Source organism: Sphingopyxis sp. LARHCG72 (assembly GCF_052871675.1).
This window is the reverse complement of sequence record NZ_JBIXJU010000010.1, coordinates 68836-87080: the sequence shown is the minus strand read 5'-3', so window position 1 is coordinate 87080 and position 18245 is coordinate 68836. Positions and strand designations below refer to the sequence as shown.

Here is an 18245-nt window from a genome sequence, read left to right as displayed (position 1 = left end):
GCGTTCTTCACGCCCATAAAAACAGGAAAAGGGGAAGATATGTCGAGATCCACGTCGATCGCATCCACCACGGCACTGGCGGTGGCGATGCTCTGGAGCGCGCCCGCGTTTGCACAGGACGACCTGTCCGACAACGATGCGAGCGTCACCGAGGCGCCAACCGAGATCACCGTCACCGGCACGCGCATCCAGCGCGACGGCTATCGCGCGCCGACCCCGCTCACCGTCCTCAATTCGGAGGATATCGAAACCTCGGCGCCGGCGAACATCGCCGACTATGTCAACGACATCCCCTCGCTCGTCGGAAGCCACACGCCGGCCAGCACGAACCTCAACATCAGCGCGGGTACCGCGGGCGTCAACGCGCTGAACCTGCGCGCGCTCGGCACGGCGCGCACGCTCGTGCTGCTCGACGGGCAGCGCTCGGTCGGCTCGACGCTCGGCGGGCTCGTCGACGTCAACACCTTCCCGCAGGGGCTGATCAAGAGCGTCGAGATCGTCACCGGCGGCGCGTCGGCGGCCTATGGTTCGGACGCGGTGTCGGGCGTCGTCAACTTCATCCTCGACAAGGAATATACGGGGATCAAGGGCACCGCCGAATATGGCATCACCAAATATGGCGATGCGCCGAGCTATCGCGCGTCGCTGACCGCGGGTACCGGCTTTGCGGGCGGCCGCGGCCATTTGCTGCTCAGCGGCGAAATCGCGATCAAGGAGGGGCTGCACGGGGTTCCGCGCGACTGGAACAACCGTGGCTGGTACATGATCAACAACCCCGCCTATGCCGTGGGCAACGGCCAGCCCGAACGGCTTATCGTGTCGGGCGCGGGGCTCAGCCAGGCGACGCCGGGCGGGATCATCACCAACACCGCGTTTCGCGGTACGGTGTTCGGACAGGGCGGTGCGGTCAGCCAGTTCAACTATGGCACCGTTCGCGACCCGTGGATGATCGGCGGCGACTGGGAATCGACGCAGGTCAACGGCTTCCAGTCGCTCGACCCCGAAGAGAACCGCAAGAGCGCCTTCGGCCGGCTGAGCTTCGAGGTGACCGAGGGGCTCAACCTCTTCGTCCAGGCCTCCTACGCCAAGTCGAAGAACCTCGGCTGGCTGGGTGTCCAGCTCAACCAGGCGAATGTGACGATCCGGGCCGACAACGCCTTCATTCCGGAACCGCTGCGCACGCAGCTCGCCAATGCGGGCGTCACCCAGTTCACGCTCGGCACGACGAACGCCGACCTGCCGATCCGCAAGAACGACACAAAGCGCGAATTGCAGCGCTATGTCGTTGGCGCGAACGGCGAATTCGACCTGTTCGGGTCGACCGCGCGGTGGGATGTCTATTATCAAAAGGGCATCAGCAAGACGCGCGAGATGGCGCGCGACATCACGAACAACGCCCGCCTCGCGCTGGCACAGGACGCGGTGTTCGCGCCCGCGGGCAATGCGCTCGGCGTTCCCGCCGGCACGATCGTCTGCCGCTCGTCGCTGACCAGCCCGACGAACGGATGCGTGCCGCTCAACCGCCTCGGCATCGGGGTCGCGAGCCAGCCGGCGCTCGACTATGTCCTCGGCAATCCGTTCCGCGAGCAGAAATTCCAGCAGGATGTGTTTGCCGCCAACCTGTCGTTCGACGCGTTCGACCTGCCCGCGGGGCCGGTGTCGGTCGCGATCGGCGGCGAGCATCGGCGCGAGAAGGTGTCGGGAGAGGTACCGACGCAATTCCAGTCGGGCTGGTTCGTCGGCAACTTCCTGCCGAGCTTCGGCAAATATAATGTCAGCGAAGCCTATCTCGAACTGCTGGTTCCCGTCATCGACGGGCTCGATTTCAACGGCGCGGTGCGCGGCACCGACTATTCGACCTCGGGCTATGTCACGACGTGGAAGGCGGGGCTGACCTATGAGCCGATCCCCGACATCCGGTTCCGCGCCACCCGCTCGCGCGACATTCGCGCGCCCAACCTCGGCGAACTTTACACGGCGGGGTCGACGCGCATCAACGTGCTGATCGACCCGACGCAGAACAATGCGTCGGTGCAGTTTGCGGGGACGACGCGCGGCAACGCCTTGTTGAAGCCCGAACGCGCCGACCAATGGGGCGTCGGGGTGGTGCTGCAGCCGCGCTTCATCCCCGGCTTCGCCTTCTCCGCCGACTATTATGACATCAAGATCGAGGGCGCGATCGGATCGGTCGCGGCGCAGACGATCGTCGACCGCTGCGCCGAGGGCGTACAGGCCTTCTGCAGCGCGGTGGTCCGCGGGCCCAACGCGTTCGGCAACAATCTGCAGGTGTTCGAAAGCCCGTTCAACTTCGCGTCGCAGCGCGCGAAGGGGATCGATTTCGAAAGTTCGTACCGCGTTCCGGTGGGGACGGGCGACCTGACGCTGCGCGCGATGGCGACCCGGTACATCAAGAATTATTTCGACAATGGCATCGATGCGCCGACCGATACGGTGGGGCAGAATGCCGCGGGCGGCGCGCCCAAATGGCTGTACCGCGTGCAGGGCACCTATGCGAACGAGGGCTTCACCTTCAACCTCACCGGCCGTGGGATCAGCAGCGGCGTCTATGACAACAGCTTCGTCGAATGCTCCTCGGGCTGCCCCACGTCGACGGTCACCAACCGGACGATCGACAACAACCGCATCAAGGGCGCTTTCTATGTCGACGCCACCCTGTCGTTCGATGTCGAGGTCGGCGAGCGCGAGCTGCAATTCTTCCTGAGCGCGAACAATCTGTTCGACAAGGATCCGCCCGTCGTCGCGCCGGGGCCGGCGGGCAGCGCCTATGCGACGCCCGCGACCAATCAGGCGCTCTATGATCTGCTCGGCCGGACGTACCGCGTCGGCGTCCGCTTCAAGATGTGACGGGAGAAAGACGATGAAAAGGGCCCTGCTATCGCTTGCCGCACTGCTCGTCACCACCGCTCCCGCGTGGGCGCAGCATTATGATGTGCTGATCCGCGGCGGCACCGTCTATGACGGCAGCGATACGCCGGGCCGCGTTGCAGACGTCGCCATCGCCGGCGACCGTGTCGTCGCCGTGGGGCTCGTCCCGCCCACGGCGACGGCCACAACGCTGGTCGATGCCACCGGAAAGATCGTCGCGCCGGGCTTCATCGATCCGCATTCGCACGCCGCGCCGAACATCCAGACCGCGAAGCTCGCGGCGGCGCTGCCGATGCTGTATCAGGGCATCACGACGCTGGCGATCAACCCCGATGGCGGAGGGCCTGCCGAGCTCGGGCCGCAGATCGCCGACCTTCGCACGAACGTCCCGGGGGTCAATGTGATCCCGCTGATCGGGCACAACGCCGTGCGCCGCGAGGTGATGGGCAATGTCGCGCGCCTCGCGACGCCGGCCGAGCAGGCGAAGATGGAGGCGCTGGTCACCGCGGCGATGCAGGCGGGCGCCTACGGCCTGTCCGACGGACCCTTCTATATTCCGAGCAAATATTCGAACACCGCCGAGATCGTCGGCCTCGCCAAGGCCGCAGCGCATTTCCCCGACGCGATTTACATCAGCCATATCCGCGACGAGGGCAATTACGACATCGGCGTCGTCGCCGCGGTCGACGAAGTCATCACGGTCGCGCGCGAGGCCGAGATTCCGGGCGTCGTCACCCACATCAAGGTGCTCGGGCCGCAGGTCTGGGGCAAGTCGGCCGACGTTATCGCGCGGATCGACGCGGCGCGTGCGTCGGGCGTCGAAATCTGGGCCGATCAATATCCCTATACCGCCTCGGGATCGAGCCTGATGGCCTCGCTCGTCCCCGGCTGGGCGCAGGAGGGCGGCGCCGAGGCGCTCGCCAAGCGGCTCGAAGATCCGGCGATGCGCGCGAAGATCCGCGCCGAGATGGTCCCGAACCTCGAACGGCGCGCAGGGCCGCACGCGATCATGATCCGCGGTTTCCCGCCCGAACCGGCGCTGGAAGGCAAACGCCTCGACGAGATCGGCAAGCTGCAGGGCAAGGACCCGCTCGACGCCGCGATCGACATGCTGAAACGCGGCGGCGCGCCGACCGTATCGTTCAACATGAGCGATGCCGATGTCGCCGCCTTCATGCGGCAGCCGTGGACGATGACCTCGACCGACGGCGGCCTGCCGCCCTTTGGCGAGACGTCGGAGCATCCGCGTGCCTATGGCGCCTTTCCGCGCAAACTGCGCAATTATGTGCTCGATACGCCGGTGATCAGCATGCAGAAGGCAATTTATGCCGCAACCGGATTGCCCGCAAAGATCTTTGCGATCCCCGATCGCGGTGTGTTGCGCGACGGGGCGTTCGCCGACGTGATCGTCTTCGATCCCGCGACGGTTGGCGATGCCGCAACCTATGAAAAGCCGCATGCCTATTCGGTCGGGATGGACCATGTCTTCGTCAACGGTCGCGCCGCGCTCGTTAAGGGCAAGCCCGCCGCCGAACGTTATGGCCGGGTGCTGCTCCGCACTCCCGGATAACGCCATGCGGCACAAATTGACTTGCCGCGCAGCGGGACGGCGGTCACGATGGCCGGGATGAACCTGCGCCACATCGAGATATTCTATGCCGTCTATACCAACGGGTCGGTCAGCGCCGCGGCGCGTGCGCTGAACATTTCGCAGCCGTCGGTGTCGAAGACGCTTCGCCACGCCGAATCGATCTTGGGCTTTCCGTTGTTCGAGCGCGCCAACGGCCGCCTTGTCGCGACCGAAGACGCCCATGCGCTGTTCGACGAGGTCAGCGAAATCCAGGGGCGTGTCCATGCGCTGCGCGAAGGCGCGCGCAACCTGCGGCGCGGTACGGGGATGATGCTGCGCATTTCGGCGCTTCCCTCGCTGGCACTGGGGGTGCTGCCGGAGGCGGTGGCGCGCTTCCTGCCCGACCATCCAAATGTGAATTTCGACCTGCAGACGGTGCATCACGACGATCTCGTTCGCAAACTCCACGAACGCGAGACCGACGTCGCGATCGCGGTCGAAGTGCCGCAAAATGCGCCGATCGGCAGCCGCTGGCTGGGCGAGGGCGAACTGGTCGTTCTGTACCGCGAGGCGGACATACCCGACGCGCCGCCGCGCCTCGCGCTGCGCGACCTGCGCGAACATCATTTCATCAGCGTCGCCGCCAGCGGACCCATCGGCCAGATGTTCGTCGAGGAACAGCGCCGGCTGGGCCTCGAATTCGACCATGCGATGTCGGCGCGGACCTTTTACATCGCGACCGCGCTGGTGCGCGCGGGGGTCGGGCTGACGGTGGTCGACAGCTTCACCGCGCAGGCCGCGCTGGCGCCGGGGCTGGCGATCCGCCCGCTCACGCCGCCGCTGACCTTCGACCTCTATGCGATGTACCTGCACAACCGGCCGCCGACCGCGCTCGCGACCGATTTCCTGAAGGTGGTGGCGCAGGTGATCGACGGGATATAGCAAATGGTTATGGGGGCGCGCACAATCGATATGCGGGGCGGGGAGCCCGTCCGCCTAGGCTGGCGGGCGATGACATATAGGCCCGGTCTTCCAGCAATCGCGTCCGCCGCACAGAGGTCCGCGTCCTGATGCGCTGGTGGTTTGCCGTCCCGCTGTGGAAGCGCGTGCTCGGCGGGCTGGTCGCGGGACTCCTGCTCGCGCTGGTCTGGCCCGATGCCGCGGCCAAGGTCGCGGTTTTCGGCGATCTGTTCGTCCGCGCAATCCGTATGCTCGTCGCGCCGATCGTGCTCGTCACCATCGCGGCCGGGATCACCTCGCTCGCCGATCCAAAGCGCCTCGGGCCGCTGGGCGGGCGGACAGTCGGGCTGTTCGCGCTGACGACGGCGATCGCGGTGTCGGTCGGCATGGCGGTCGCGCTGCTTATCCAGCCGGGGGTCGGCGTCCCCGTCGGCGACGCGGTGCCGAAGGCGCTCGGCGATCCCGTGCCGCTCTACGACCAGCTCATCGGCATCATCCCGCTCAACATCGTCGAGGCGCTGGCGAAAGGCGACATGCTCGCGCTGATCTTCGTCGCGATCCTCGTCGGCGTCGGCACCGTGCTCGCGGGCGAGGCGGGCAAGCCCTTTGCGGGCGTGTTGCAATCGCTGTCGGCGGTGCTGCTGAAGATCGTCGGGCTGGTTATGGAAATGACCCCGATCGGCGTCTTCGCGCTGATCGCCAATGCCGTCGCCGCGAACGGCGCCGCGGTCTTCGTCAATATCGGCTGGCTGGCGCTCGCCGTCGTCGTCGGGTCGTTGATCCAGATCGTCCTCGTCCACAGCCTGATCCTGCGGCTTTTGGCGCGGCTGCCGGTCATTCCCTTTTTCCGCGGCATCATCGACGCGCTGGTGGTGGCTTTCTCGACCGCCTCCTCGTCGGCGACGCTGCCCGTCGCGATGACCGTCGCGGGGAAGAATCTGGGTGTGTCGCCCAGCGTCTATTCGACCGTGCTGCCGCTTGGGGCGAGCATCGGCAAGGACGGCACCGCAATGTATGTCGGGCTGCTCAGCATCTTCAGCCTGCAGGCCTTCGGCGTGCCGATCGATGCGGGGGTTCTCGCGATCGTGCTGTTGACGGGCGCGCTCGCCGCCTTTGGCACCGCGCCGGTGCCGTCGGCGTCGCTGTTCATGTTGGCGGCGGTGTTATCGGCCGTCGGGGTCGCGCCGGAGCAGACGGCGCTGATCGTCGGCTTTGTCCTGCCCTTCGACCGCTTGCTCGACATGACACGCACGGTGCCGAGCGCGAGCGCCAACCTGACCGTTGCGACGACCGTCGCGCGGTGGGAAGGCGAGCTCGATCAATCCATCTATCGCGCGCCGCCCCGGCGCTGATCATCAGTCGGCTTGCGCTTCGGCGGGTTTGGCGTCGCGGGCGGGGCTTGCCGGCGCGGCTTCGACAGGCGCGGCCGGACTCGCGCCATATTCTGCCTGCGCGGCACGCAGGTCGGCGAGGAAAGCCTCGTTGCCATGCAGCCGGGTCAGGACGGCGGCGGCAACCGTTCGCGCGGCCTCGGTGTCGGTCGGGAAATGATAGCCGCAGATCACCCGGCTGAGCGCATAGTCGCGGCCGCGCTCGAGGATCAGTGGTGCGCGGCCGGGCGCGACGTCGGCAAGGAGGAGCGCGGTCGCCCAGCCATAGACGGTGTGCCCCGAAGGATAGGAAGAGCCGCCGCGCGGTTCGCGATCGGGTGCGGGAACAGGGCTGCTGCCGCAGCGGCGGGCGAGCTGGTAGCGTTGATAGGGGCGCGGACGCTGGAACGCGTCCTTGGCTGTCCAGACCGGGTCGGCGGCATCGCGCATCACGCGGTTGAGCAGCGCGATCAGCCGCGGGCTGCTCGCGCGATCGATCGGCTTTCCGAACGCGTCGGCGAAACGCGGATAGACCATCTTGCTGTCGAGCTCGGCGGCGTCCCAGCGATCGGGTGCGATCCCGGCCTGAAAGCGCTGCGAAACCGCCATGTCGAGCTGGTCGAGGACCGAACCGGGCGCTGGCGGCGGCCCGACGAGCAGGCGATAGTCGGTGCTGCCCTTGGGCAGATAGCCGACGGGCTTCGCTTCGCCCTCGGGACGCTTTACCCCTTCGAGCGATTGGCCCGCGGCGGGGGAGGCGGCGAGCGCGAACGACAGGGCGGCCATGCAAAGGGTGATCCTGCGACGGGTCATCGGTGGAACTCCAGCAGAAGGGCCGCGCCGCCGCCGTCCACAAGGGCGACGACGGCGCGGGGAAGGGTCAGAATTTGGCTTCGAACCCGAGGTAGAAATAGCGGCCGATCACGTCATAATCGCCCGAGACATTCTGCGAACTGCCCGACGCGGTTCCCGACGGCAGGAAAGGGCTGACGCTGTTGAAGGCGTTGTTGACGCCGGCATAGGCGCGGAAGTCGTTGCCCGCCGACGGTACGTCGACGCTTGCATAGAAATCGTGGCGTATCCGGTCGCCGATCCGCAGGAAGGGCGGGTTCGATCCGGCCTTTTCCGCCGCCGCAAGGCGCAGGTTGCTGTCGACCGCCTTGCCCGTATAGCGGACCTTCCAGCGCAGCCGCAGGCCGCCGTCACGGTAGCCAAGCTGTGCCTGCCCCGTATTGAGCCACGACCCGATCTGGCCCTTCTCGTTGGTCCGCGACACGCCGTTCACTCCGTCGAAGACGGTGTAGAAGTCGAGCAGGCGCGAATAGAGCAGCCGTATATCGAACTTGCCCGTCGACGACAGGAATTGCGGCGCATCGAAGCGATACTCGAGCGCGACATCGACGCCCGAGCGGACGATCTGGTTGAGATTGAGATCGCGGTTGAGGATGCGGGTGATCTGGCCTTCGGTGTTGCGCGTAATCTCGTTGCAGAAGAAATTGTCGGTCAGGCCGTCGGGGTTGCCGAGGCATTCGCGCAGCAATTCATCGGGTTCGAGCGCCGAGATGGCATCCTTCACCTTGATCTTGAAATAATCGACAGTGAGCGACAGCCCCGGAAGGGCGCGCGGCATGAGCACCGCGCCGAGCGTGATCGTGTCGGCGGTTTCTTCCTTGAGTTCGGGGTTCCCCGCCGAGGGACCTTCGATGTTGTCGGTGATCTGGGTGAACACGCCGTTCGCCGCGATCGCCGCCGCGATCGCCGGGATCGAGCGGCAGTTGGTCGCGACGGTGCCGGCCGTCGCGGCGGTCACGCCGTCGCACAGGTCGACAACATCGTCGGCGTCGTCGCGCGGCGGCGAATAGAGGTTGGTGACGGTCGGCGCGCGCTGGGCGCGGGCATATTGCGCGCGGAAACGCAAATCCTCGATCGGCGCCCATTCGCCGCCGACGCGATAGCTGAGCACCGAGCCGACGTTGGTGATGTTGTAGTCGCCGACGCGCACCGCGGCATCGAGCGCGAGGCGATGGGCGAAAGGCTGTTCGCGCAGCAGCGGAACGTTGATTTCGCCGAAGACCTCCTTCGCTTTGACGTTGCCTTCATATTCGGCGATGAACGACGCCGACCCGAACCCGCGCCGGGTTGCCTCGTCGGTGGTCGAGCTTTGCGCATCGCGGCGATATTCGCCGCCGAACGCGACCGACACAGGGCCTGCCGGCAGGTCGAAGAGCGAACCGCTCATATAGCCCTGCACCACGTCCTGACGCATGATGCCGTCGAGATTCAGGTTGGCGCGGATATAATCGGCGGCCTGCGGGGTGATCGACCCGCGGCCGAACAGATTGACCGGAACGCAGCCCGCGGCGCGCGCTGCCGCATTGACGCAGCGGACGCGGCTGAGGTCGCCGGGTGCGGCGGGGTCGAACTCGGTGTTGATCGCATTTTGCAGATTCTTGAGGTTCAGAACGTTGACGCGGTCCTGATCCTGATGGAAGCGGCCGTAGCCGTAGCTGATTTCCCACTTCCAGTCGTCGGCGAGGGTGCCGCGTAGCCCGGTCCAGGCGCGCCACGTCTGGCGGTCGTTGAGGACGCGATAATGACCGAGCTCGCTGAACCGGCGCGACCATTGCACGCCGGAAGACGAGGCCAGCGCGCGGATCGCGGCGGGGACATAGGGGCTATTGCGCGGAATGCGGCCGATCGTCTCGAGATTGTTGGGATCGCCGAATTCGTCGTCATAGGCGGCGGTTTCGGCGCCGCCGCGTTCGGACGACGTCTTGACCTTCGAATATTGGACCTGACCGAAAAATTCGATGTCGCTCCCAAGGTCGACCGAAAGCTTGCCCGCGGCGAGGTACGAGGTGCGCGGCCCGCTGATCTGCAGATCGGGGCGCGTTTCCCAGCCATAGACGGCGGTCGACGTGCTGCGTGCGAGATTGCCGTTGGCGTCATAATAGAAATAGCCGCCGCCCGTGGTCGAGCTCGACAGGAAGCGTCCGCCCGGCACGCTGCTGCTCTTCGCGGGGCGCGTGATGCCGAGGTCGCCCTGATTGAGCGGATTGGCGTCGGCGGACTGGCTATAGGACAGCGATTCGAGCGAGCGGGCGCGTTGATAGCCCATGATCCCGTCTTCCTTTTCATAGCTCGCGCCAAGGATGACGGACACGCGGTCATCGAAGAACCGCTTTCCGACGAGGAGGTCGAGGTTGAGCCGCTGGCTGTCGCCCTGGCTCGAAATGCCGGCGCGGCCGCCGATCCGGACGCCGTCGAACTTGCGCCGCGTGATGATGTTGATGACGCCCGCGATCGCGTCGGAGCCATAGACCGCCGACTGGCCGCCGGTGATGACCTCGACGCGCTCCACGAACATCGTCGGGATAGAACTCAGGCTGACGGCATTGCCCGTGATCCGGTTCGATACCGTCCGCCGCCCGTCGATCAGCGTCAGCGTGCGATCCGACCCGAGGCTGCGCAAGTCGACCGAAGAGGTCCCGGCGCCATTGATCTGGTTGTTCGAGTTGGCGAGGTTGAGGCTGGGCGTGACGCCGGGATAGTCGGCAAGGATTTCCGAAAGCTCGGTCGCCCCCGACGCCTGGATATCCTCTTCGCTGATCCCAATGATCGGCACGGGCGAGTCGGTGACGACCGGACGCGCGATACGGCTGCCGGTGACGATGATGTCGCGGTCGGCTTCCTCCGCCGCCGCGCTCGCCGGTACGGCCGCATAGGCCGCACCCGATGCGTCGGCGACCCGGCCGGCGGGCCGGACGACCAGCACGCCCGACCGGCCCCAGCTCGCCTCGAGCCCTGACCCCGCGAGCAGGCGGGCGACGCCGTCGCGCACCGTGAACGTCCCGCGGAGCGCCGGCGCGCGCTTGCCTTTGAGGGCGCCGCTGTCGAAGGTGATCTGCTGGCCCGATGCGCGGGCGAGTGCGCGCAGGCTCGACTTCATGTCCTGCGCCGGGATCGAAAAGCTGAAGGTGCGTTCCTGCGCGATTGCCGGGACGGCGAGCGCTGATGCGACGAGCGCGGTGGTGGCGATCGAGCCACGGAGTGCGGATCTGAAAAACGGCATGATAATCCCCCCTGCTGCGCCTGGCTTTTGCCGGGCAGTCACAGGACAAGGACGCACGACGCCGCCCGAGGGACATCGGCGCAGCGACAAAAAAGGATCATCGGCGTTCCAATATGATTTCGCCGCCGACATGTTTCGGCCGGAGCGGGTGCAGCGCGGCGATGCCTTCGACGAACGCATCGACGTCGCCCGCTTTGAACATGCCGTCGACCGGGATATCGCCGAGCGTGGCGTCCGATAGCCGGACCTGCTTCGTCGAATAGCGGTTCATGCGTTCGACCGCGCTCGCCAGCGGTTCGCCGTCGAAATTGATCAGGCCCTGCTCCCAGCTCAGCGATTGGGTGAGGTCGGGCCGGACGATCTGCGCCGGTGTGGCGGAGCCGACCGAATCGACGAGCTCGCTGCCGGGCCGCATCATCAGCCGCTGCGGCGCCGCGGCGGCCGAGTGGGCGGTGTCGGACCGGTCGCGGACTTCGACCTGGCCTTCGTAAAGGATGACGCGCACTTCGCCGTCGATCAGCTCGACGCTGAACGATGTCCCCACGGCGACCACGAGCTTGTCGCCGGCCGCCACGGTGAACGGGCGAAGCGGGTCCTTCGCGACGTCGAATTTGGCGCGGCCCCCGACGAGTTCGACCTGGCGGGCTTCGTCCTTCATGCGGACATTCATCACCGTCACGGCGTCGAGCGATACGCGCGATCCGTCGTCGAGCACCGCGACCTGCCGTTCGCCGATCCCCGTTTCATATTCGCGCGGCCGGTCGAGGTGCCAGAACAGGGCCAGCGTGACCGCAAGCAGCAGGGCCGCGGCGAGGCCGGATATCCATGCCAGTCGCCGCGGCGATGCGGCGAGCCAGCGGCGCTGGTTCGCCTTGCGGAATTGCGTGAGCGCCTTCGTCCGCAGCGCGATGACCTGCGGCCAGTCGGCGACCGCACCCGAATCCTGCCAAAGCGCACCCGCTTCCTGGAACAGGTCGGCGTGGCCGGGGACCGCGAGCCAGGCTTCGAACTCGGCCCATTGGCTCTCGCTCAACGCGCCTTCGGACAGCTCGATGCACCAGAGCGCGGCGGCTTCGATCGCCTCGTCGGCGGCGGGCATGGCAGTCGTTTCGCTGCTCATGGCGCGCTCCTCATTTCCTTCATCAGTCCCGCCATCGCGCGTGCGACATGTTTTTTGACCGCGCTTACCGAAATGCCGAAGGTTTCGGCGATCTTGTCCTGCCCCAGATTTTCGAGCCGGTAGAGGATGAAGATCGTCTGCGTGCGTTCGGGCAGCGATGCCAATGCGGTCGCCAGCACCGAAAGCTCGGCGCGGCCTGCGGCAACCCGGAACGGATCGATCGGGTCGATCCCGGCCTCTTCGCTGCGGCCGAGCAGTTCGCGGTATTGCGCGCGCACCTTCATCCGGCGCGACCGGTCGGCGAGCAGGTTGGACGCCATCTGGAATATATAGGCCTCGGGCGAAGCGAATTGGTCGCCTTCATGCTTGAGCAGCTTCGCAATCAGTTCCTGCGTCAAATCCTCGGCCTCGGCATGGTCGCGTACGCGCCGGAGGAAATAGGACAGCAGCGCGGGCCGCCAACGGCGACCGAGGTCCAGCTGGTCTTTAGCGGGCTGCATGGGAAGGCGGCGTGTCCTGCGAAACTATGGGCATGAGGCTGTAGACGCGCGAGCGCGCGAGGGGGACACCCGAAATCCAAATTTTTTCGCAGCCGCCCGGCCGGAGCCATATTTCGCGATGAAGGACGGCAGCCTCAGTCGTGACCGGATTCAGGCACCCGCCGCCGCTGCGCCGCACATTCGTCGGCGAGGAAATCGAGCAGCGCGCGGACCGAGGGGAGAAGGCCGCGCCGCGATGGAAAGACCGCATGGACAATTTCGTTCGACGGTTTCCAGTCGGGGAGCAACGTCACCAGCCGCCCTGCTTGCAAATCGTCCCAGACAACCAGCGTCGGCAGGCGCGCGGCTCCGGCCCCGGCAAGCGCGGCGTCGCGCAGCACCGCCATATCGTCGGTGATCAGCCGCGGCGCATGGCGCACCTCGGCAACGCTGCCGTCGGCATGGGTCAGCCGCCAGCGATGCTCGCCGCCCGCCGGCCCGAAGTCGACGCTGGGCAGGCCTGCGAGGTCGGCGGGCAGGGTGATGGCCCGTTGCTTGAGCAGATCGGGGCTGGCGACGATCCGGATCGTGCGCTCGTCGAAACGCCGCATGACGAGCTCGCTCTCGGCAAGCGGCGGCGGACGGACGCGGATCGCGAGGTCGAACCCTTCGCCGATCACGTCGACGCGGCGGTTGGTGCTTTCGACATGGAGCTCGACGTCGGGATAGAGCGCCATGAAGCGGCCGAACAATGCGCCGAACTGGAAGGCGAGCAGGCCCGTGGGGCAACTGAGCCGCACGACGCCGCAGGGTTCGGCGCGCGACTGGTCGATGACGGTTTGGGCGCCTTCGGCCTCGACGAGCATGGCGACGCAGCGGCGGTAATATTCCTGGCCGATCTCGGTCACCGAGAAGCGCCGCGTCGAGCGCTGGATCAGACGCACGCCCAGCCGGTCTTCGAGCAGGCCGATGCGGCGGCTGACCTTCGATTTCTGCAAGCCCAGCGCGCGCGCGGCAGCGGCGAACCCGCCATGATCGACCGCCTGAACAAAGAGATAGAGATCGTTGAGATCCTGCATTGTCCTATTTTTAGGACTCTGAGTCCATTTTTGCAATCTTTTGGCGTCTTTGGTGAAGGATTATTGTGCTTTCAACAGATGCCTCCCCCTGGAGGCGCAGGAGATGCACGATGAAGACGATCCTTGGCACTTACAGCAATCCCAACCAGCATTGGGTCGGCGACGGCTTTCCGGTCCGCTCGCTCTTTTCGTACAACAGCCTCGGCGACCGGGTTAGCCCGTTCCTGCTGCTCGACTATGCCGGCCCCTATAATTTCGCGCCGACCACCGATCGACGCGGCGTCGGCCAGCATCCGCACCGCGGGTTCGAGACGGTGACGATCGTCTATGACGGCGAGGTCGAGCACAAGGATTCGGCGGGTAACGGCGGTATCATCGGCCCCGGCGACGTCCAGTGGATGACGGCGGCGGGCGGGATCCTGCACGAGGAATATCACTCGCCGGCGTTCGGCAAGACGGGCGGCTCGTTCCGGATGGTCCAGCTGTGGGTCAACCTGCCCGCGAAGGACAAGATGGCGCCCGGCGGCTATCAGGGCATCACGGCGGCGGACATTCCGACCGTCGAGCTGCCCGACGGGGCCGGCCTCGGCCGGGTGATCGCGGGCGAGATGCTCGGCGTGAAAGGCCCGGCGCGGACCTTCACCCCGATCAACGTCTGGGACGTCCGGCTGAACCGCGATGCCGACCTGACGCTCGACCTGCCCGAAGGCCACACCGCGATGCTGGTGGTGCTGGCCGGCCATGTCACCGTGGGCGGCAGCGAGGAAGCGGGCGAGGCCGAGATGGTGTTGCTGAGCCGGGAAGGGGGATCGATCGCGATCCACGCCGACGGCGATGCGACGATCCTTGTCCTGACCGGCGAGCCGATCGACGAACCGATCGTCGGCTACGGGCCTTTCGTGATGAACAGCGAAGCTGAAATCCGGCAGGCTATCGACGACTTCAGCAACGGCAGGCTCGCACCCGTCGCAGCCTGACGCGGACCCGGCTCCCTCCCCCACCTCCCGGGAGCCGGGTCCTCTCTCCCCTCGATGAATTGACGGTGGACCCGCGTGCCCCGCCGCGACGGCAGTTGCCTGCCGGCCCTTCGGCGCGCCCATATGCAGGAGAAGACCCATGACAAGCGAAGCCATCCGCGACCCGAAGGCCGACCATCTGCTGACTCCGCAGAATTCCGCCTTCATCATCATCGATTATCAACCGGTTCAGGTGAATTCGATCGCCTCGATGGACCGGCAGTTGCTGCTGAATAACATCGCCGGCTGCGCCCGGGCGGCGGTCGCCTATGACCTGCCGATCGTCCATTCGACGGTGAATGTCGAAACCGGCCTCAACAAGCCGCCGGTGCCGCAGGTCCGCAAAGTGCTGGGCGACTATCCGACCTATGACCGGACGACGATCAACAGCTGGGAAGATGTCGAATTCCGCAAGGCGGTTGAAGCCACCGGGCGCAAGAAGCTGATCATGACCGCGCTCTGGACCGAGGCCTGCCTGACCTTTCCCGCACTCGACGCGCTTGCCGAGGGGTATGAGGTCTATGTCCCGGTCGATGCGGTGGGCGGCACCTCGCTCGCCGCGCACGAGGCCGCGCTGCGGCGGATCGAACAGGCGGGGGGCAAGATGATCTCGGTCCCGCAGCTGTTCTGCGAATTGCAGCGCGACTGGAAACGCAGCGAGACCGTCCCCGCCTTCATGAACCTGTTCATCGAGACGGGCGGCACGGCCGGAATCCAGTTTTCATACGACAAGGCCGATTGAGCCGAAACGCCTCCGTCGGCGCGGCGCAGGTCGCCCGGCGGAACCCCTTAAGGAGAAGACCCATGTCCACCCCCGCCAACTTCGCCGGAGCTCGCCCGGTGATCGATCCCGACGACGCGGTGATGCTGCTCATCGACCATCAGAGCGGCCTGTTCCAGACCGTCGCCGACATGCCGATGACCGAGTTGCGCGAGCGCGCCGGCGCGCTCGCCGCAATCGCCGCGCTTGCGGGCATCCCGGTCATCACGACCGCGTCGGTGCCGCAGGGACCGAACGGCCCGCTGATCCCCGAAATCCACGCCAATGCCCCGCACGCGCAATATGTCGCGCGGAAGGGTGAGATCAACGCGTGGGACAACCCCGATTTCGTCGCGGCGGTGAAGGCGACGGGCCGGGGCACGCTGATCATCGCGGGTACGATCACCAGCGTCTGCATGGCCTTTCCGTCGATCAGCGCGGTGCACGACGGCTATAAGGTGTTCGCGGTCGTCGATGCGTCGGGCACCTATTCGAAGATGGCGCAGGAAATCACGCTCGCCCGCGTCGTACAGGCCGGCGTCGTGCCGATGGACACCGCCGCGGTCGCGTCGGAAGTCCAGAAGAGCTGGCACCGCGACGATGCCGAAAAATGGGCGCATATCTATACGAAGATCTTCCCGCCCTATCAGTTGCTCATGGAAAGCTACGCCAAGGCTCAGTAGGTCGCCACCGAGCACGAGCCGCTGGATTCGCAGCGCGGCTAGACGATCCGACATCGGTTCGGCGGGCGGTCGCTTCGGGGCTTCGGCGCCCCGGAGCGGCCGTCGGCAATCAAGGCGGCGTCGCTCCGCTCCGGACGAATCCGCGCGATCGTCGATGGGGTCGGGGGCCGATTGATCGTGGACTGCGAGCTGGGATGCGCAAGGCTGGTGCCTTGGCGTTGTATCGGGTGCGTCTGGAAAGAAATGGCTCCCCGGGTAGGATTCGAACCTACGACCGATCGATTAACAGTCGATTGCTCTACCGCTGAGCTACCGAGGAACACACCGCCGAAGCGGACAAGGCGGCCCCTTTGCCGTCAACCGACAACTTTATCAAGGGGGTTTTGCCGCCTTTTATGACTCTCAGGCGATAAATTGTTCCATCGCGATGCGTTCGTCCAATCCCTGGTCGGGATCGAACAGCAAAGTCAGCGGCCGGCTGCGGTCGGTCGTCACCAAAACCGTCTTCACGTCGCGGATTTCGCGCTGGTCGGCGACCGCGCTGACCGGGCGTTTCGCGGCCTCGCGGACGTTGAAGCGGATGCTCGTCGTTTCGGGGACGAGTGCACCGCGCCAGCGACGGGGGCGGAAGGGGCTGATCGGGGTCAGCGCCAGCATTTCCGATTCGAGCGGCAGGATCGGACCGTTGGCGCTGAGGTTGTACGCGGTCGAGCCCGCCGGGGTCGACACGAGCACGCCGTCGCACGCCAGCTCTTCGAGCATCGTCTTTTCGTTGATCATCACCTCGAGCTTGGCCGCCTGGCGCGTCTCGCGCAGCAGCGAAATCTCGTTGATCGCCGGCAGGATATGCCGCTCGCCGCTGATCGTCGTGATATCGCCCGACAGCGGATGGATGAGGAACGGGCGCGCGGCGGCGAGCCGGTCGAGCAGGCCTTCGACGCGAAACTCGTTCATCAGGAAGCCGATGGTGCCGCGGTTCATCCCGAAAACAGGCAGGCTGCGGCGCTGGTCGAGCAGCATGTGCAGCATATGCAGCAGGAAGCCGTCACCGCCGAGCGCGATCAACAGGTCAGCCTCGGCCAGCTCGACGAAATCGTAAAGCGGGCGCAGTTCGGCCTCCGCCTCCATGGCGGCGGGCGCATTCGATGCGACAAGCGCAATCTTGCGATGCATATTTGGTCCGGTCCCCCCGTGCCTGAAAATATCGGGGCGGCGTGTCAGCCCCCCGTTGCACTCATATGACGCGCGACCGCCGGTTTGGACTCTCGTTCGATATGAAAGTCATGCGCGCGGGGTTTGCCAGCCAATGCCGCATCAATCAAGCCGTCGACGTCGCCGTCGTCGCGCAGCGCGGCGCGCAGGTCGACATGATCGTCCTGCCCAAGGCACATATAGACGCGCCCTTCGACGGTCAGGCGGATGCGGTTGCACGTCGCACAGAAATTGTCGCTGAGCGGGGTGATGAGGCCAAGGGTGACCGGGCTGTCTTCGACCGCGAAATAGCGCGCGGGGCCGCCGGTGCGCTGGTCGACCGGCCAGATGGCGCGGACTTCGCGAAGCGGCGCGATAAACTGATGGAGCGGGACATAATGATCGCTGCGGTCGTCGGAGACTTCGCCCAGCGGCATCGTCTCGATCAGCGTGAGGTCGCAGCCGTTCGCCGCGCAATAGTCGAGCATCGGGAGCAGTTGGTCTTCGTTGAGCCCCGCGAGCGCCACCATGTTGATCTTGACCGCCAGCCCCGCGGCGCGCGCCGCGTCGATCCCGCGGAGCGCCACGGTGAGGTCGCCGACGCGCGTGATATGACGGAAGGCGTCGGGGTCGAGCGTGTCGAGGCTGACGTTGATCCGCCGCACCCCCGCCGCGGCGAGCATCGGGGCGTGTTCGGCGAGGCGCATCGCGTTGGTGGTCAGCGTCAGTTCGTCGAGCCCGTGGCCGATCATCGCGCCCAGCCGCATCGCGAGCGTGTCGATCCCCCGCCGCACCAGCGGTTCGCCGCCGGTCAGGCGGATGCGGTTGATCCCGCGCGCGACGAACCGCTCGGCAAGGTCACCCATTTCCTCTATGCTGAGCACCGCCGATTTGGGCAGGAAGGTCATGTCTTCGGCCATGCAATAACGGCAGCGCAGGTCGCAGCGATCGGTAACCGACAGGCGCAAGTAACTGATCCGGCGGCCAATGCCGTCGATCAGGGGCGCCGTCGATGCGGCCTGTTGGGATAATGTGGCAGCCACGCGCATATTGTGATGC

14 protein-coding genes and 1 tRNA gene are annotated in these 18245 nt (G+C 66.1%); 7 read left to right on the top strand and 8 right to left on the bottom strand.

Going from position 1 to position 18245, the window contains the following annotated elements; translation table 11 throughout:
- The first annotated feature begins 39 nt into the window (after positions 1-39).
- The 4 genes from ACIPPQ_RS19250 (at position 40) to ACIPPQ_RS19235 (ending at position 6768) form a co-directional block, all read left to right on the top strand.
- Complete coding sequence (locus ACIPPQ_RS19250) at positions 40-2865, top strand: TonB-dependent receptor domain-containing protein (protein WP_446545663.1); 2826 nt, start codon at positions 40-42, stop codon at positions 2863-2865.
- A gap of 13 nt (positions 2866-2878) precedes the next feature.
- Complete coding sequence (locus ACIPPQ_RS19245; RefSeq protein WP_446545662.1) at positions 2879-4456, top strand: N-acyl-D-amino-acid deacylase family protein; 1578 nt, start codon at positions 2879-2881, stop codon at positions 4454-4456.
- A gap of 57 nt (positions 4457-4513) precedes the next feature.
- Positions 4514-5398 carry a LysR family transcriptional regulator gene (locus ACIPPQ_RS19240; protein ID WP_446545707.1) on the top strand — a complete coding sequence of 295 codons (885 nt, stop codon included), beginning with the start codon at positions 4514-4516 and terminating at the stop codon, positions 5396-5398.
- A gap of 128 nt (positions 5399-5526) precedes the next feature.
- Positions 5527-6768, top strand: coding sequence for a dicarboxylate/amino acid:cation symporter (locus ACIPPQ_RS19235; RefSeq protein WP_446545661.1), 1242 nt, complete (start codon positions 5527-5529; stop codon positions 6766-6768).
- Between the two features lie 3 nt (positions 6769-6771).
- Here the strand turns inward: ACIPPQ_RS19235 and ACIPPQ_RS19230 are convergent, their stop codons facing one another.
- The 5 genes from ACIPPQ_RS19230 to ACIPPQ_RS19210 all read right to left on the bottom strand — a co-directional run bounded on the left by ACIPPQ_RS19230 (position 6772) and on the right by ACIPPQ_RS19210 (position 13536).
- Entirely contained in the window at positions 6772-7599 is an 828-nt protein-coding gene (locus tag ACIPPQ_RS19230) for an acid phosphatase (protein WP_446545660.1), read from the bottom strand.
- A 67-nt stretch (positions 7600-7666) separates the two neighbouring features.
- Complete coding sequence (locus ACIPPQ_RS19225; RefSeq protein WP_446545659.1) at positions 7667-10858, bottom strand: TonB-dependent receptor domain-containing protein; 3192 nt, start codon at positions 10856-10858, stop codon at positions 7667-7669.
- A 97-nt stretch (positions 10859-10955) separates the two neighbouring features.
- Entirely contained in the window at positions 10956-11978 is a 1023-nt protein-coding gene (locus ACIPPQ_RS19220) for a FecR family protein (RefSeq protein WP_446545658.1), read from the bottom strand.
- The gene (locus ACIPPQ_RS19215) at positions 11975-12478 is read right to left on the bottom strand and encodes an RNA polymerase sigma factor (protein WP_446545657.1); all 504 of its coding nucleotides are present in this window, start codon (positions 12476-12478) and stop codon (positions 11975-11977) included. Before ACIPPQ_RS19215 ends, ACIPPQ_RS19220 begins: the two co-directional genes overlap by 4 nt.
- Positions 12479-12612: 134 nt before the next feature.
- Entirely contained in the window at positions 12613-13536 is a 924-nt protein-coding gene (locus ACIPPQ_RS19210; protein ID WP_446545656.1) for a LysR substrate-binding domain-containing protein, read from the bottom strand.
- Between the two features lie 110 nt (positions 13537-13646).
- On the opposite strand from ACIPPQ_RS19210, the gene ACIPPQ_RS19205 reads away from it, so the two are divergent.
- The 3 genes from ACIPPQ_RS19205 (at position 13647) to ACIPPQ_RS19195 (ending at position 15995) form a co-directional block, all read left to right on the top strand.
- Positions 13647-14513, top strand: a complete 867-nt coding sequence (locus tag ACIPPQ_RS19205; protein ID WP_446545655.1) for a pirin family protein — start codon at positions 13647-13649, stop codon at positions 14511-14513.
- A gap of 139 nt (positions 14514-14652) precedes the next feature.
- Positions 14653-15294 carry a hydrolase gene (locus ACIPPQ_RS19200; protein WP_446545654.1) on the top strand — a complete coding sequence of 214 codons (642 nt, stop codon included), beginning with the start codon at positions 14653-14655 and terminating at the stop codon, positions 15292-15294.
- Between the two features lie 62 nt (positions 15295-15356).
- The gene (locus ACIPPQ_RS19195) at positions 15357-15995 is read left to right on the top strand and encodes an isochorismatase family protein (RefSeq protein ID WP_446545653.1); all 639 of its coding nucleotides are present in this window, start codon (positions 15357-15359) and stop codon (positions 15993-15995) included.
- Between the two features lie 244 nt (positions 15996-16239).
- On the opposite strand, the gene ACIPPQ_RS19190 is transcribed toward ACIPPQ_RS19195, so the two are convergent.
- The 3 genes from ACIPPQ_RS19190 to moaA form a co-directional block, all read right to left on the bottom strand.
- Positions 16240-16314, bottom strand: a tRNA-Asn gene (locus ACIPPQ_RS19190).
- An 83-nt stretch (positions 16315-16397) separates the two neighbouring features.
- Positions 16398-17168, bottom strand: a complete 771-nt coding sequence (locus tag ACIPPQ_RS19185; protein WP_446545652.1) for an NAD kinase — start codon at positions 17166-17168, stop codon at positions 16398-16400.
- Positions 17169-17212: 44 nt separating this feature from the next.
- Positions 17213-18235 (bottom strand): GTP 3',8-cyclase MoaA, encoded by a 1023-nt coding sequence (gene moaA / locus ACIPPQ_RS19180; protein WP_446545651.1) that lies wholly within the window; start codon positions 18233-18235, stop codon positions 17213-17215.
- Positions 18236-18245: the final 10 nt, after the last annotated feature.